Source organism: Bradyrhizobium sp., from assembly GCF_017881085.1.
Lineage (GTDB): Bacteria > Pseudomonadota > Alphaproteobacteria > Rhizobiales > Xanthobacteraceae > Bradyrhizobium.
In genome coordinates this window covers 1-14,267 of record NZ_JADGRI010000119.1, presented here as the reverse complement: position 1 = coordinate 14,267, position 14,267 = coordinate 1, and the positions used below count along the sequence as shown (strand labels likewise).

12 protein-coding genes and 2 pseudogenes are annotated in these 14,267 nt (G+C 64.7%); 8 read left to right on the top strand and 6 right to left on the bottom strand.

Features of this window, described 5'->3' with window-relative positions:
• Positions 1-636, bottom strand: a pseudogene (locus QZ213_RS13435) (LTA synthase family protein); the annotation flags it as partial.
• Positions 637-967: 331 nt separating this feature from the next.
• Here QZ213_RS13435 and QZ213_RS13430 point away from each other — a divergent pair.
• Positions 968-1,489 (top strand): cytochrome c, encoded by a 522-nt coding sequence (locus tag QZ213_RS13430; RefSeq protein ID WP_291686560.1) that lies wholly within the window; start codon positions 968-970, stop codon positions 1,487-1,489.
• On the opposite strand, the gene QZ213_RS13425 is transcribed toward QZ213_RS13430, so the two are convergent.
• The 3 genes from QZ213_RS13425 to mdoH are packed head-to-tail and all read right to left on the bottom strand — an operon-like array spanning position 1,481 to position 5,367.
• On the bottom strand, positions 1,481-2,827 hold the full coding sequence (locus QZ213_RS13425) for a hypothetical protein (RefSeq protein WP_291686559.1): 1,347 nt from the start codon (positions 2,825-2,827) through the stop codon (positions 1,481-1,483). The genes QZ213_RS13430 and QZ213_RS13425 overlap by 9 nt on opposite strands.
• Positions 2,811-3,557, bottom strand: a complete 747-nt coding sequence (locus tag QZ213_RS13420) for an FkbM family methyltransferase (protein WP_291686558.1) — start codon at positions 3,555-3,557, stop codon at positions 2,811-2,813. The genes QZ213_RS13425 and QZ213_RS13420 overlap by 17 nt, the downstream gene beginning before the upstream one ends.
• Positions 3,558-3,561: 4 nt before the next feature.
• Entirely contained in the window at positions 3,562-5,367 is a 1,806-nt protein-coding gene (gene mdoH, locus QZ213_RS13415) for a glucans biosynthesis glucosyltransferase MdoH (RefSeq protein WP_291686557.1), read from the bottom strand.
• Positions 5,368-5,461: 94 nt separating this feature from the next.
• Between mdoH and QZ213_RS13410 the strand changes: the two genes are divergently transcribed.
• The 4 genes from QZ213_RS13410 to QZ213_RS13395 are packed head-to-tail and all read left to right on the top strand — an operon-like array spanning position 5,462 to position 8,715.
• Positions 5,462-6,451: a zinc-binding alcohol dehydrogenase gene (locus tag QZ213_RS13410; protein WP_291686556.1), complete on the top strand. Its 990-nt coding sequence runs from the start codon at positions 5,462-5,464 to the stop codon at positions 6,449-6,451.
• Between the two features lie 10 nt (positions 6,452-6,461).
• Positions 6,462-6,863, top strand: a complete 402-nt coding sequence (locus tag QZ213_RS13405) for a 6-carboxytetrahydropterin synthase (protein WP_291686555.1) — start codon at positions 6,462-6,464, stop codon at positions 6,861-6,863.
• A 17-nt stretch (positions 6,864-6,880) separates the two neighbouring features.
• Positions 6,881-7,909, top strand: a complete 1,029-nt coding sequence (locus QZ213_RS13400; RefSeq protein ID WP_291686554.1) for a glycosyltransferase family 4 protein — start codon at positions 6,881-6,883, stop codon at positions 7,907-7,909.
• Positions 7,906-8,715, top strand: coding sequence for a class I SAM-dependent methyltransferase (locus QZ213_RS13395; protein WP_291686553.1), 810 nt, complete (start codon positions 7,906-7,908; stop codon positions 8,713-8,715). The genes QZ213_RS13400 and QZ213_RS13395 overlap by 4 nt, the downstream gene beginning before the upstream one ends.
• Here the strand turns inward: QZ213_RS13395 and QZ213_RS13390 are convergent.
• Positions 8,676-9,485, bottom strand: coding sequence for a RibD family protein (locus QZ213_RS13390; protein ID WP_291686552.1), 810 nt, complete (start codon positions 9,483-9,485; stop codon positions 8,676-8,678). The two genes, QZ213_RS13395 and QZ213_RS13390, sit on opposite strands and share 40 nt — an antisense overlap.
• On the opposite strand from QZ213_RS13390, the gene ribA reads away from it, so the two are divergent.
• Complete coding sequence (gene ribA, locus QZ213_RS13385; protein ID WP_291686551.1) at positions 9,464-10,756, top strand: GTP cyclohydrolase II RibA; 1,293 nt, start codon at positions 9,464-9,466, stop codon at positions 10,754-10,756. The two genes, QZ213_RS13390 and ribA, sit on opposite strands and share 22 nt — an antisense overlap.
• 51 nt (positions 10,757-10,807) lie before the next feature.
• A complete protein-coding gene (locus QZ213_RS13380) occupies positions 10,808-12,250 on the top strand; it encodes a hypothetical protein (protein WP_291686550.1) in 1,443 nt (480 codons plus the stop codon).
• Positions 12,251-12,496: 246 nt separating this feature from the next.
• Here the strand turns inward: QZ213_RS13380 and QZ213_RS13375 are convergent, their stop codons facing one another.
• Positions 12,497-13,432: an AraC family transcriptional regulator gene (locus QZ213_RS13375; protein WP_291686549.1), complete on the bottom strand. Its 936-nt coding sequence runs from the start codon at positions 13,430-13,432 to the stop codon at positions 12,497-12,499.
• A 440-nt stretch (positions 13,433-13,872) separates the two neighbouring features.
• Between QZ213_RS13375 and QZ213_RS27185 the strand changes: the two are divergent.
• Positions 13,873-14,031 (top strand): annotated as a pseudogene (locus tag QZ213_RS27185) (ATP-binding protein); the annotation flags it as partial.
• Positions 14,032-14,267 lie beyond the last annotated feature (236 nt).

Here is a 14,267-nt window from a genome sequence, read left to right as displayed (position 1 = left end):
CACCTTTATTCCGGGCGCGGCCGTGATGTCGAAACTGGACTCATCGTGCAACAGGATGATGTGCGGCAGTTTGCGTGATGGATGGCAGGAAACCGGCGCTGCGCCCAGGCTTCCGGTCGCGCTTGCGTCCGCCTCCAGAAATCCATGGCCGGCAAATTCACGGATTGCTTCCACGCCGGTCCGCGCGAATTTCGAAACATAGTTCTGGCCGATGAAATCCTCATGGAGGTCGGTCGGAAACGACAGCGACAGGGTAACGAGCGCGGCCATACACAGCGAAGCGCCGGCAAGGCTGGCGCGCATGTTCGCGCGATAGCGATCAAACCGCCAGGCCGCGATCAGAACCGCGGCCGTGGCGATCGCGGCGAGCCCGATCCATGCTCGCAGCGCAGGAAAGGCCGCGAGCAGAAAGGCCGACGTGTCCCGGTCGATGATCATCAGGTCGACGAAGTCGACCGTCATCCAGAGTTTGCCGTATTTGAATCGCGACAGCAGCGTGAGCGCGACGACGAGTTCGAGCGATATCAGCGCCGCCACGGCCGGCCGGCGAACCAGTGCAAGCCAGAAACAATTGAGCGCAGCCCAGACCAGCAGGAACGCGGCTTCGTCCAGCAGATCGGCTTCGGTCGCGGCCATGATGATCAGCGCGACCAAATGAAGCGTTGCGACCAGGCCAAGCACAATTCCATCGCGGCGGGAAGTTGCCTCAGCAGGCCTGAGACGATCGAACAAAATGGCTGCGATGGACGACATGCCTAGCGATGGCCTTGCCCGACGAACTCTTTCACATGCCCTGGCGCCCGGTCCGCTGTCATTCGGCTCCTCAATCCCGCGTCGCACAACGTCGCGCCGGCACGGTGAACCCGGTCACGGCATCGTAACGTACACAACCCTTTGGCAGATGTATTATTTCCTAGCCGGTGTATTATTTCCGGGTGTCTGGCAGACGAACGCGTTGGAGGCTCACATGCGTATCCTTGCGGTGATTGGCGCGCTGGCGATCCTGGTCGGCATCGGTGCTGCGGTATTCTTTTTCGGGGGCTTTTACAGCGTCGCGGGGACTGCCGAGGACCCGGCCGTCGTCACTTGGGCGCTGACCCGGGTGCGCACGGCGTCGATCAATCGTCATGCCGACGACCAGCCGCCCGCCTCGATCAACCTCAACGACGCTGCGAGCGTGCAGGCCGGCGCCAAGGAATTCGCCGAACATGGCTGCGTCAACTGTCACGGCGCCCCAGGCGTCAAGTGGGCCAAGTATTCGGAAGGACTGCATCCCGACCCGCCGGATCTGAAGGACGTCGTCGGGGAGCTCTCTCCGGCGCAGTTGTTCTTTGTCATCAAGAACGGCATCAACATGACGGGCATGCCCAGCTTCGCACAGGCCGGCGCCAAGGACGATGAGATCTGGTCGATCGTCGCATTCCTGAAGAAATTGCCGGGTGTCTCGGAGGCCGATTACAAGACCTGGACGGCACAACCGTCACATTGAGCGCAACTCAGCTTTGGGCCCGGGCCGGCCCGATGCGACGACGACGCCTCCGGCGATGCCGGCGAGAACCGCCCAATAGCCGTAGCGAAAGTCCGACGCGACGCCCACGGCAAAGAAGGTCAACACATAGACCGCGGCCGATCCGCAAGCACCCAGCGCAAAGGCGCCCTCTGACGTTTCGCGCCGCCGCCAGCCGAAGCCGCACACGATGGCACAAACCAGCAGCCATGCACCGGCCCGGAACAGCGGCGTCGGCTTGAGCATGTCATGCACCGAAACCAGCGCGACGAAGGCCGGCCGGTCCGCAAACACGTTCTCCGACGGATGTTCGACGTCTGCCACCCACATTGTGAGGTTGTTGCCGCCGAGGAAATTCCACATGAATGCCGCGCGATGGCGGAGATAGGCCAAGGGATGGTGCATCACCGCGCGTAACCACGCTTCGGTGATAACAGGCGTCCCGAACAGCTTTTGCTCCCGTTCGATCTTGCGCATCACGAAATCGCAGGGCTCGAGCCGCCAATAGATATCCCACTGGGTCGGCTGGTAACAGCCGTTCAGGAGCAACGCGGTGTCTTGCTCGCTCCAGCTCACCGGAAACTGGTTCTCCCTGGCGAAGTGGCTGATGGCGCCGAGGTCGAACACCATGATCGACTGCAGCGGATGTTGCCGGGTCGCGCCGAGCGCGCCGTAATAAACTACCTGCACCAGCGCGAAAAATCCCGCCATCGCCGGGATGAACAGGATCGCCGTGCGCTTCAGGCGTATTTGCGTCGGCCATACGACATAAGCGGCGAGGATCGGCGCGGCGATCAGCGCGTTCGGACGCAGCAGGACGCCGAAGGCGCACAGCGCAAGCGCCAGGGCTTGCGCCGGCACGCGAAGGCGCGCGTCGCGCCCGGCGGCAGCGAAAGCGATCGCCGCCGCGAGCAGCCAGATGGTCGCGAACAGCACATCGCGCCAGATTACCCCGACAAAGACGAAGGCCGGCGGCAACAGCGCGAGCAGCGGCAGCAACAAAGCGAGCCGGCTGCCGCGTCGCGCCAGCGCGAATGCCAAGATGCCAAAGGCGAGCCAATACGCGGTCGCGGTCAGCAGGAACATGCTGGCCGCGCCCGGCGCGACCGGATCGATCATGCCCCACAACACGGTCATGACAGGGGATTGCCAGTCCCCGAGTACCCCTTTGCCGATGTCCTCATAAACGAATTTCGCGTCGAAGGTCATGATGCCGGGATAGAAGATCCATAGCGTCAGGCCGTAGCCCGCGGCGATCAGCGCGGCGACGGCAACGCGCAAACGCCGCAACAGCTGTTGGCGATCAGGCGAGAGCGGCATAGATGTCCCCGGAATTGGCCACGTGCGGCAGCCCGCTCAGCCAGCGGGCGATCTCTTCGCCGTCGACCCAGTCACGGTGCACAAGCGTCTGGCTCTCTCCGAGCGCGGCGTTGAACCTCGCATAACCCAGCACGATGCAGCGTTCGATGCAGGCAAGCGCGACATCGCGCTGGATGGTCGTGAACTCGAATGACAGCGCCTTGACCGCGCGCGACAGACCCTGCAGCGCTTCGGCCTCGAAGCCTTCGACGTCGATCTTGATGAAGGCGGGCTCGCCGTGGTTGCCGATCAGCGCATCCAGCGTCGTTACCGGAACCTCCACTGACCGGGTCCAGCGCTGCCTGTCCCAGCCCGGCGCATCGCGTGCGGCACTGACGAACGCCGGTGACGCCGTCGAAACCGTGGGGTTATCGACGTTGACCATCAGGCTGGCCACACCAACCGCGCGGCCGACGGCTACAGCCTCGATCGCGACATCGGCGCTGCGCCCATGCAACAGCCTTAGCACCCTGACCAACGCGGGCTGCGGCTCGACCGCGACGACCCGCGCGCCGAGCCTTCGGAACGAAGCCACGCGGTCGCCGACATGGGCGCCGATATCGAGCACCAGATCGCCGCGGCGCACGAAGCCGCCATGGAGCCGGTCCATCGCCGCGGCGCGCGACCTGTCGCCGTAATAGATGCGAAGCGACCGGAGAATTCCGCGCGCGGTCCTGAAGCCTTCGAACACCGCCTCAGACCGCGCTTGGCTGGAGCGATGGCGCCGCGGCTTCGATCGCGGGCAGCGCCAGGAGCAACAGCGCCGCGGGCCTCTCGGTTTCCTCGGGCAGCCGGCCGATGCCGATCCGGGCGGAAAGACTGCCGAGCCAGGGCCGCGCGGTGATCACGGCAAACGGGATCGCCAAGGCCGGGCCGCCGGCGAGAAACAGCGCATAGAGAATGGCCGCCGGTTGCGTCATCGCCAGGAGGCCGAGCGCGGCACATCCGAGCAGCGTGTGCGGCCACAGATTGCGCAGCGCCAGCGTGAACGGCACGGCGTGATCGTCGCGAGTCTGTCCGATCCAGCCGATTTCGCGGCCGAACAACAGTCCGGTGAGAAAGATCGTATGGCCGAACCAGAGGATCGGGCAAAGCACGATCGAGTAGACGGTCTCGATGACGAAGTTGATAATGAAGAGTCCGGCGCCGCCAAATCCGTGGCGAAGTTTTGGGTGCAGCAGGATGTCGATGGCGCTGGCGATCTTCGGCGCGAACCACATCACCATCACACAGACGAACAATGCCAAGCCAGCATCGGCGCGAATGAAGCTTGCCGGCGTCTCGGCGCACGCGACGGCGAGGGTGCCGAGAACGAGCAGCCCGATCCAGGCCGGCGAGCCGATGAACATCAGGATCGCCAGCACCAGCTGATAGCGGCTCACAGGCTTGAGGCCGGCTAGCCCGAGAAACCGCCAATATTGCATGTTCCCCTGGCACCAGCGCAGATCGCGGCGGATGAATTCGAGCAAGGTGGGTGGGTTTTCCTCCCAGCCCAGATCTTCCTCCGGCAACACGCGGACGTCGTAGCCGGCGGCCCGCATCAGCACCGCTTCGATCTGGTCATGGCTGAGGATATGGCGATCCTCCGCGCCGTCCGTGGACAGGACCGGCAAGGCGCAATGCGCGATGAACGGTTCGAGCCGCAGCACCGCGTTGTGGCCCCAATAGGGTCCGCAATCGCCCTGCCACCAGGCGCTGCCGATGGTGTAGGAGCGCATTCCAAGCCGCATGCCGAACTGAAAGATTCGCGCGAAGGCGCTGGTCGACGGCAAGCCTACGATCAGCCCCTGCAGAATGCCAAGTCTGGGATCCGCCTGTATGATACGAACGAGACGGAGAACGGCGTCGGCGGTCATGAAACTGTCGGCGTCGAGCGTCACCGCGAATTCGTGCCGGCTGCCCCAGCGCTCGCAGAATTCACGGATATTGCCGGCCTTGTAGGCCGCGTTGACTGCGCGGCGCCGGTAGGTGATCCCTACTCGGCCGCGCCAGCGCGTGGTCAATGCCGCGAAGCACGCCTCCTCGCTGGCCGCGATCTGGGCGTCGCTGGTATCGCTGAGGACGTAAAGATGGAAACGTGCACCGCAGCCGGCGGCGTCGAGGCCCGCCAGCATCGGCTCGAGATTGCGGATCATCCGCTCGGGCAGCTCGTTGCGGATGCACAACAGGATCGCGGTCGAGGCCGTTACCGGCTCATCGCCACGGATGCGCGCGGCCACCGGCATGATCGCCGCGATCGGATCGGCGGCAAAACGCATGATCAGAAACCCGACTACCGCGTTCCAGAATCCCGCCACCATCCATGGCAGCGTCACCGCGAACAGCAGCAGCAGCGCGATATCGACGATGCCGAAGCCGCCCGGTGACAGCGCCAGCGCGGCGATCGCCAGCGATCCGGCCATGGTGGCGGCGAACAGAGCAACGAACAGCAGCCGCCGGCCGAAAAGATCATTTCCGGGGGCCTCGGCCTCAATGGCTCGGGTTGGGGAGCGTTCTAACACAGAGGTTGCGACTTCTAATCCCACAGCAGACAATGCAGACTGAACGATATAACACGACAACCGTCCAGGAATTCCAATCCGGGGATTAAAGAAATTGGCGATCAGCCGGACCGACGACAGTGCCGAGGCGCTCTGGTATAGCCGGCCCGGACGAGCGGAGATCCGCCCGGAAACGCTCGCACCGCCAGGCGCGGACGAAGTGCGCGTGCGGGCGCTCTATGGCGCGATCAGCCGCGGCACCGAGGCGCTGGTGCTCGCCGGGCGCGTGCCCGAGAGCGAATTCGAACGTATGCGCGCGCCCTTCATGGCCGGCCAATTTCCGTTTCCGGTGAAATATGGCTATGCCACGGTCGGCCTGGTCGAAGACGGTACGGAAGCCCTGCTCGGGCGCACGGTCTTCACGCTCCATCCGCACCAAAATCTGTTCAACTTCCCGGCCGGTGCCGCCATCGTGCTGCCGGACAACCTGCCGCCGCAACGTGCGGTGCTGGCCGCCAATATGGAGACCGCGCTCAACGCGGTCTGGGATGCGGCGCCCGGCCCGGCTGACCGCATCGCCGTTGTCGGCGCCGGCGTGGTCGGCGCTCTGGTTGGGTATCTGTGCGGGAGGCTCCCGGGCACGGAGGTGACGCTGATCGACATCAATCCGGAACGCGCGGAATTAGCGGAAGCCCTCGGGGTTAGCTTTGCTAGCGCCGAAACGGCCAAGGGCGACTGCGACCTCGTCGTGCATGCGAGCGGCCATGGACTCGGACTTGGCACGGCGCTCGCGCTCGCCGGTGAGGAGGCAACCGTGCTCGAAATGAGCTGGTACGGCGACGCGCCGGTGACAGCACCGCTCGGCGGCGCCTTCCACAGCCGCCGGCTTAAGCTGGTGTCGAGCCAGGTGGGGCGGATCGCGCCGTCGCACCGGCCGCGCTGGACGCATGGACGACGGCTCGCAGCGGCGCTCGCTTTGCTCGCCGATGCACGGCTGGACGCGCTGCTGGCGCCGGCGATCTCGTTTCACGATCTGGCGCGGCGGCTGCCCGAAATTCTCGACGCCGGAAGCGGCATACTCTGCCAGCCCATTGCCTATCCCTAAAGGAGGTCCCTTGTTCGCTGTTGAAGTTCGCGACCACATCATGATCGCCCATTCGTTCCGCGGCGCCGTATTCGGGCCGGCGCAGGCGCTGCACGGCGCGACCTTCGTCGTCGACGCCGCCTTCATCGCCGAGACGCTCGATGCCAACGGTATCGTCATCGACATCGGTCGCGCGCATGAGGCGCTGAAAACGGTGCTGGCGGCGCTGAACTATCACAACCTCGACGAGGTGCCCCAATTCAAGGGCAGCAACACCACCACCGAATTTCTCACCAAGCATATCTACGATGCTCTCGCCAAGGACGCCCGCGCCGGTGAACTCGGCCGCAACGGCAGGGAACTCAAGGCGATACGCGTCACCCTGTCGGAGTCGCATGTCGCCCGCGCGTGGTACGAGGCGGATTTGTGGTAGGACGTTTTGTCTTTGCTGTGCCAGGCGATCTTGCGACCCCGACCGGCGGCTATGGCTACGACCGGCGGATGATCGCCGAACTCGGCCATCTCGGCTGGCAGATCGATCTCCTCGACCTCGGCGAAGGTTTTCCCTGGCCCAGTGAGACGACGCGCACGACCGCAGCGACGGGGCTGCTCGCCGTGCCCGCCGGCCGCACAATCGTCATCGATGGACTGGCGCTCGGCGTCTTGCCGGAGGCAGCATTACAGCTTGCCCGCCGCAATCCGTTGCTGGCGCTGGTGCATCATCCGCTGGCGCTGGAATGGGGACTGTCGATGGAGCAGGCCGAAGCACTGCGCGCGAGCGAGCGAGTCGCGCTCGCGTCAGTTGAAGGCGTTGTCGTCACCAGCGCTGCCACGGCAAAGCTGGTCGCTTCCGATTGCGGCGTGCCGGCCGGGCGCATCACCATCGCGAGGCCGGGCAGCGATCCGGCGCCGCCGGCGCTGGGAAGCCATGACGGCGTGGTGCGGCTGCTATCGGTCGGCGCCGTAGTGCCGCGCAAGGGTTTTGACGTGCTGATCCCGGCGCTGGCAACGCTCACCGATCTTCCATGGCGGCTGACGATTGCCGGCGACCTCACCCGCGACCGCGACGCCGCCGCGCAGCTTGATGCCGACATTGCGCGTTACGCGCTGGGGGATCGAATAGAAGCATTCGGCGCGGTATCAGCACAGCGGCTCGCTTCACTTTACGCGGGGGCTGACATGTTTGTGCTCGCCTCCCGTTTCGAAGGCTACGGCATGGCCTATGCCGAGGCGGTCGCGCACGGCCTCCCCGTCATCGGCAGCAATGCCGGCGCCATCCCGGACACGGTGCCGCCGGACGCCGGCTTGCTGGTCGATCCAGGCGATGTTCGTGCATTGGCGCACGCGCTGCGCCGCGTCATCGGCGATGCCGATCTGCGGCGGCGTCTGGCCAGCGCCGCGCGCGCGGCGGCCCCGCAGCTCCCAACCTGGCGGCAATCCGCGGAGATCTTTGCGCGCGCCCTGGAGACGCTGGCATGACCGGCTTCTCCGCCGACTGGCTGACGCTGCGCGAGCCCCACGATTTGCGCGCGCGCAATCCCGAGGTTCTCGACGCGGTCGCGGCCTCTCTCGGTCCGCTTTCCTCAGTGCGACTCGTCGACCTCGCCTGCGGCACCGGCTCGACCTTGCGCGCGCTGAGCCCGCTTCTACCGGCGCGGCAGAACTGGAAGCTGATCGATAACGATCTCGGTTTGCTGGCGCGCGCCAAGGCCACAGAACTCGCCAAACATGCCACCGTTACCGCCGTCCTGCTCGATCTCAACCGCGATCTCGAAGCCGCACTCGACGGTCCGGTCGATCTGGTCGCAACCTCGGCCTTGCTCGATCTCGTCTCCGAGACCTGGCTGGATCGGCTCGCGGTCGAGATCGCCGCGCGCTCTATTCCGCTTTACGCGGCGCTAAGCTATGACGGGCGGATTGCGCTCACACCATCAGATCCGCTGGATGCGGCGATCGCCGCCGCGGTGAACGCGCATCAGCGCACGGACAAGGGATTTGGGCCGGCGCTAGGGCCAACGGCAGCCGCCTTCGCCATCGCGCGCTTCGAAGCGCTCGGCTATTCGGTGGCACACGGCGCGTCCGACTGGACGTTGGGACCTGATGACGCCGACATCCAGGCCGAACTACTGGCCGGCTGGGCGAGCGCCGCTCGCGATATCGGCACGCTATCGCTTGCCGAGACCACGGCCTGGCTTTCGCGCCGCCGCCACGCCGTTGCCGGGGGAGTTTCCTCGCTCATTGTCGGTCACGTCGATTTTCTGGCAATACCGAGCGCCACGCGCTGAGCCGACAGATCGCAGTCGAACAGCACATCGTCGCCGATCTGATGCACGCGGATAGGCATGCGAAGCGCCTGATCGGCGCGCTCGATCGGCGGCACGATCAGGCCAGGGGCTCCGGCGCCCAGCACGATCGGCGCGACCATCACGTGCAGGCGGTCGAGACAACCGGCGGCAAGAAAGCGCGATACCGTGTTGGCGCCGCCTTCGATCAGCACACGGCGCATGCCGCAGCCGGCGAGCGCGGCGAGGATCGCCGGCGGGGCGATTGCTCCGTCGACCATCGGCAAGGCTACGACCTCCACGCCGGATGGGGGCGCACAGCACGTACCCTGCGCCGTGATCAGCAGGCGCCGGACACCGTTGTCGGCGAACATCCTGGCATCGGCACCAAGCCGGCCCTTTGGATCGATGACGATTCGCGCCGGCTGAGGCCCTGCGACCCGCCGCACGGTCAATTGCGGATCGTCGGCGATGGCGGTGCCGACGCCGACGACGACGGCGTCCACCAGCGCCCGCAGCCGGTGCAGATGCTCCAGTCCCGCCGGCCCATTGATGTATTTCGAATGCCCGGATTCCGTTGCGATCCGGCCGTCGAGTGACTGGCCGATCTGGCCCACGATCACGAGATCGTCCACGGTGCCCTTTCGCAGGGGGCCGAACACATCCGCCCAGGCCCGCGGAAGCGGCTGCTGTCCTTCGCGGAATAGCTGGCTGAAATCTTCCCAGGGATCGGAAGACGCAGCTTTGCTCTTTGGGAAATTTCTGGTGTGCACGCGGAAATCAAGAACACTGCGGGGTTGAGTCAACAATGCGACTATCTGCCATCATCCCACAAAAATCATCGATTTGCGACTGGAATGATGCCGGTCGCGTGGTGTTCTACGATCACGGCCATCAAATGGAAAGTCAGGGAATGAGTGACGTGCAGACCGGCGCAAGCTCGGCATTATTCGGCAGAGGGGGGCACACCAGCGTTAGCCGCGGCCTCGGTGAATTCCACGGCCGGCGTCCAATTCTCATCACCGCGACGGGCGAAGCGATGCTCGCGTTGCCGGTCGAGGGCCTTGACGAGCAGCGGTTCCGCGAATTCACCGCGCTCTGCGGTCCGGTTGTGCCGCGGCTCATTATCACGGAGCGGCGCGCGAGCGCGCTCGACCTTGATGCGTCAACGCCGATGGCCTTGTCGCTCTCGGCGGGCGACGACGCGAAAACGATTCTCTCGCTCGTCACCGACGCGACCGCCGATCGCGTGCTGCTGGCCCAACCAGCGAGCCGGGCGGCGGCCGCCGCGATTCAACTCGTCAAGATATCGCAAAGCCTGCCGGCGGTGCTGGCGGCAGACGTGGCTGGCCACGCCGTCGCGTGCGAACAGAGCATCGTCAGGGTTGAAGCAGATGCGGTAGGCCGTTTCGCCGATGATGCCATCGCCTCTCTCGGTGTCGCAAGCGAAGCCGCGGTGCCGCTCACCTCGGGCACGTCCACCCGGTTTGTCGTATTTCGTGACGCCATGGGGGGCAGTCCGGTCGCCATCATCGTCGGGAAGCCTGATTTCGCCGCGGCCGTTCCGGTGCGGCTGCATTCCGCCTGCCTGACCGGAGATGTGTTCGGTTCGCGGCGCTGCGACTGCGGCGACCAGCTTCGGCTGGCTCTGACGCGGCTCGAAGACCTCGGGGGCGGCGTCATTCTGTATCTGGCGCAGGAAGGCCGCGGCCTTGGTCTTGCCAACAAGATGCGGACATATCAGTTGCAGGACGACGGCCTCGACACCTTCGACGCCAATACCACGCTCGGCTTCGATGACGATGAGCGCGAATACGGCGTTGCCGCGCGCATGCTCGGGATGCTGAACTGCACGCGCATCGTGCTACTCACCAACAATCCCGCCAAACTCGACGGACTCACCAGCGCCGGCATCGAAATCGCCGGCCGGATGCCGCTCGAGGCGCCGATCAATGCCGACAACCGCCGCTATATGATCGCAAAGGCGGTACGTTCGGGACACCGCTTCGATCGCCTGACGGCCTTGCTGGCCACTCCGTCCTAGGCGACAACAGGCTCCCGCATCCCCCGCGCGGTGACAGGAGACGTCGGCAGCATGTCGTGGCCCACCTTCCGCTCCGGCGCCGACCTGCTGCGCGCGCTCGCGATCGGAACGGGTCTATGCTGGTCGGTCGCATTCATCGCCGTGGCACTGGGCTATGGGCTGGAGCTTTACGCCGACGGGGCCATGTTTTCCTATGCCGTCGCGGTGCAGGACGTCTGGGCGTTCCATTGGCACAACATCTCCGGCCGCATGTCGGTCTTTTTCCTCAGTCTCTTGCCGGCGGAGACCCTGGTCGGGCTGACCGGAAACCCCGGCGCCGGAATCGTCGTCTACGGGCTCTTGTTCTATCTCGCGCCGCTCGCGGGGCTGATCGGCACTTTCGCCGCCGACCGCTCCCGCGGCCGCATCATCTTCGTCTACGCCTGTTGTTCGACCGCCCTGCTCTGCCCGCTGATCTTCGGCTTTCCGACCGAGATGTGGTTGGCGCATGCCGTGTTCTGGCCAGCGCTCGCCGTCAGCCATTATGCAAAGCGAACCGCCGCCGGGACGGCCCTCGTCTTCGTCCTGATGCTCACGCTCGCCTTCAGCCATGAGGGCGCGCTGGTGCTGGCATTCGCCATCGTCGCGACACTGGCCGCGCGCGGCTTGCGCGACGCCTCTTTTCTGCGCGCGGCGGTGATCCTGGTCGTGGTCCTGGCGATGGCGGCCGCCGTGAAGATCATGCTTCCGCCCGACGAATATTATGCCGGCGTGCTCCTGCGAGCCGCCCTGCACTTCTTCGATTTCACTATCTTTCAGGTCCGCATCGTCGTGCTGCTGTTCGCGGTGCTCGGCGGATACGGCGTTATCTTCCTGTTGCTTTCGCGGCTGGCGCCGGAAAGGGCATATCTCTACGCCGCCGCCATCGTTGCAGTAATGCTCCTGATATACTGGTTGCGGTTTGATCACGCGATACACGCGAGCAGCCGCTATTATCTGAGAACGGCATTGGTGATCGTCACGCCGATGTTCGGCGCATTGGCGGCGCTAGGCGCCGTGTCCGGAGACGACCGGCTCACCTTTCGGTTACCGGGCATGGTACGGGTGATGAGCGCACTGCGGGACCGGGCAGCCATGCCACTTGCAGCGACGTTCATGCTCCTGACGCTGGTGCACGTGGTCGAGACCGGAAAATTCGTCGCGGGATGGGCGCACTACCGGGCCGCGGTCGCGGCTCTCGCGGTCGGCGACGCATCCGATCCGGCGCTCGGCGATCCGCATTTCGTCTCGTCGGACCGGATCGCCGCCGAGTTGAACCGGCTGTCGTGGTTCTCGACCACGCCATATCTGTCGGTGGTGCTCGCAAACTTCACGCCGAACCGGCTCGTGATCGATCCGGCCGGAAATTATTTCTGGTTGTCCTGCGCCACGGCAACGGCAAACGAAGAAGCCGTCCGTGCGGCTTCCGACGCCGGTCGCGATCTCATCCGCCTTTATTCGTGCCTGCATCGCTAGGACGCCGCGCGCTTGACGCCAGGGCCAGAGAAATCCAGGACGGCTGCAGTTCGGATATCTTTATCCGGCCGAGCGCCGCCTTCAGCTGTCGACGCTGCGCAGCAAACCCTATCGCTCATCCGGCGAAACAGCGTCCGGAGTACCCCTTCCCGGCCGAGGATGGCCGGCAGGGACAGCGTACCCCCGTATTCGCCCAATGCTCGCAAGCTGCGTTGGTGCCACAAAGGCAAACGGTCCCGTCGACTGCTATTTGGCGCGCCGGCCATTCGAGCAGTGGGCGTTACGCCATTGAAACGGCGTGTCCCCCACGAATCGCTTGAACACCGTGGTGAAATGCGCTTGCGTCTGGAAACCGACGGTCAGCGCGATCTCGACAAGCGTCATGGTGGACTGACTCAGCAATTCCTCGGCACGCTGGATTCGCCGCCGCAGAAGATACTCATGGGGCCGGAAACCCGTCGCCGCCCGGAACTGGGAAGCGAAGTGCATTCGGCTCAGTCCCGCGACCGCTGCCAGATCGAGAAGCGTGATTTTGCCCGAGAGATGGCGGTCCACATATTCGACGACTCGTTTGAGCCGCCATTTCTGCAGCGCTCGCATTTGCCGTTCGGCGCAGCCTTCATTGGGCTTGTCGGTTCGCTCGCTGGGAAGCTGCGTTTCCGATTGCAGGCCGAGCAGCCGGGTGACGATGGCAAGACGCAGGGCATCGGCGCAAATCCCGGTATGGCGATCGTCCGAGCGCTCGGTTGCCGCAAGCGCATCGGACAGGCGCTTGATGACGGGGTCCTCAGGCTTCGCGGCGGCAGGAACGCTGCGCACGCCCTCAGCGTGACCGCGCGCGTCCGCCACGCGCAGGCAAGCGCCACCTTCCTCCTGCTGCGCGAATTCATCGCGCATGCACCGGGCGTTCAGTAGCGCGTTGACCTCGGCGGAAGCGCCTGGACCGACCCCCCGCGCCGCAATTGCGAGCACAACGTCGAGGTGCTGAAAGGCGAGCGTCATCCCGTCTTCAACGAAAAGAGGCCCGCGAGACGCGGATTCCCAGTCATTGAAATCATCGAGGTAGGCGGTGACCGGAGCGATACCGGTTGCATCCGGGCGGGACGCGGTCCTCTCATAGACCGTCGCGCGATCTACCGAACTACCGTTGTTGCCTCGTGGGATTAGCGACTGCTGCGGCATGGTCCAGGTTCCCTTGTCATTGTACGTCATTGTACTGACCGGATGCCGGACGCTTTCAGAAGCAGGGTGCGAACGAAGCCGGAGGTCCACGGCCCGTTCCGGGCCGCCCATTTCCGCAATCGTGATCGCATTCCTTCTCGTCGACCCGTTCCGGCTTGTGCGTCTGCAGAATAACGAACGAGGCCGCATGCTCTATTCTACGGGCGTTTTGAATAAGTATATCGATGGCTAGGCACATCATACCTTGGTATCTACCGTTCGATTCATGGCTATTGGACGTGCGTTCTTGGAATACCGGTCCGCTCGTCACAAACTGACGTTGTTGAGCGGGGTATCCGGAGAGTTGTACATGCCAGGCTCACTGCCGTTGGCGGCGCGATAATCCGCATTCATGACACGGCTATGGGAATGGAGCCCGACGTCGCGGCGAAGTATTTCGAGCCCTATTCAGCACGAAGGACGCGGCCGCCGGAACGGGATTGGGCCTGGCGATGGTCGTAGCGTTCGCCCGATCGCTCGGAGGCTCGGCCCGGATCGAGCAGACATCACCACGAGACACCACCATCGCCCTTTATCTGCCGACTCCACAACGGACCTGAGTTCTCGACTGCCGCGCATGCAATAGTTGCGCGGATCCGCAGGTCCGCGGTTACGCCGGAAGCAGTCGGCCGGAATGTGGGGTTGGCGGGCATGTGGGGTTGGCGGGGACGCGAAGGCCGAGCTCAGCCATTTGTGGTAGCGGGAGACCGCTACGGTCTTAAACCCCGACAAAGCCAACTCGTCTTCCCCATTGAGTGCATTGGGAAATTCAAGATGCAATGAGATTTCTCGGGTA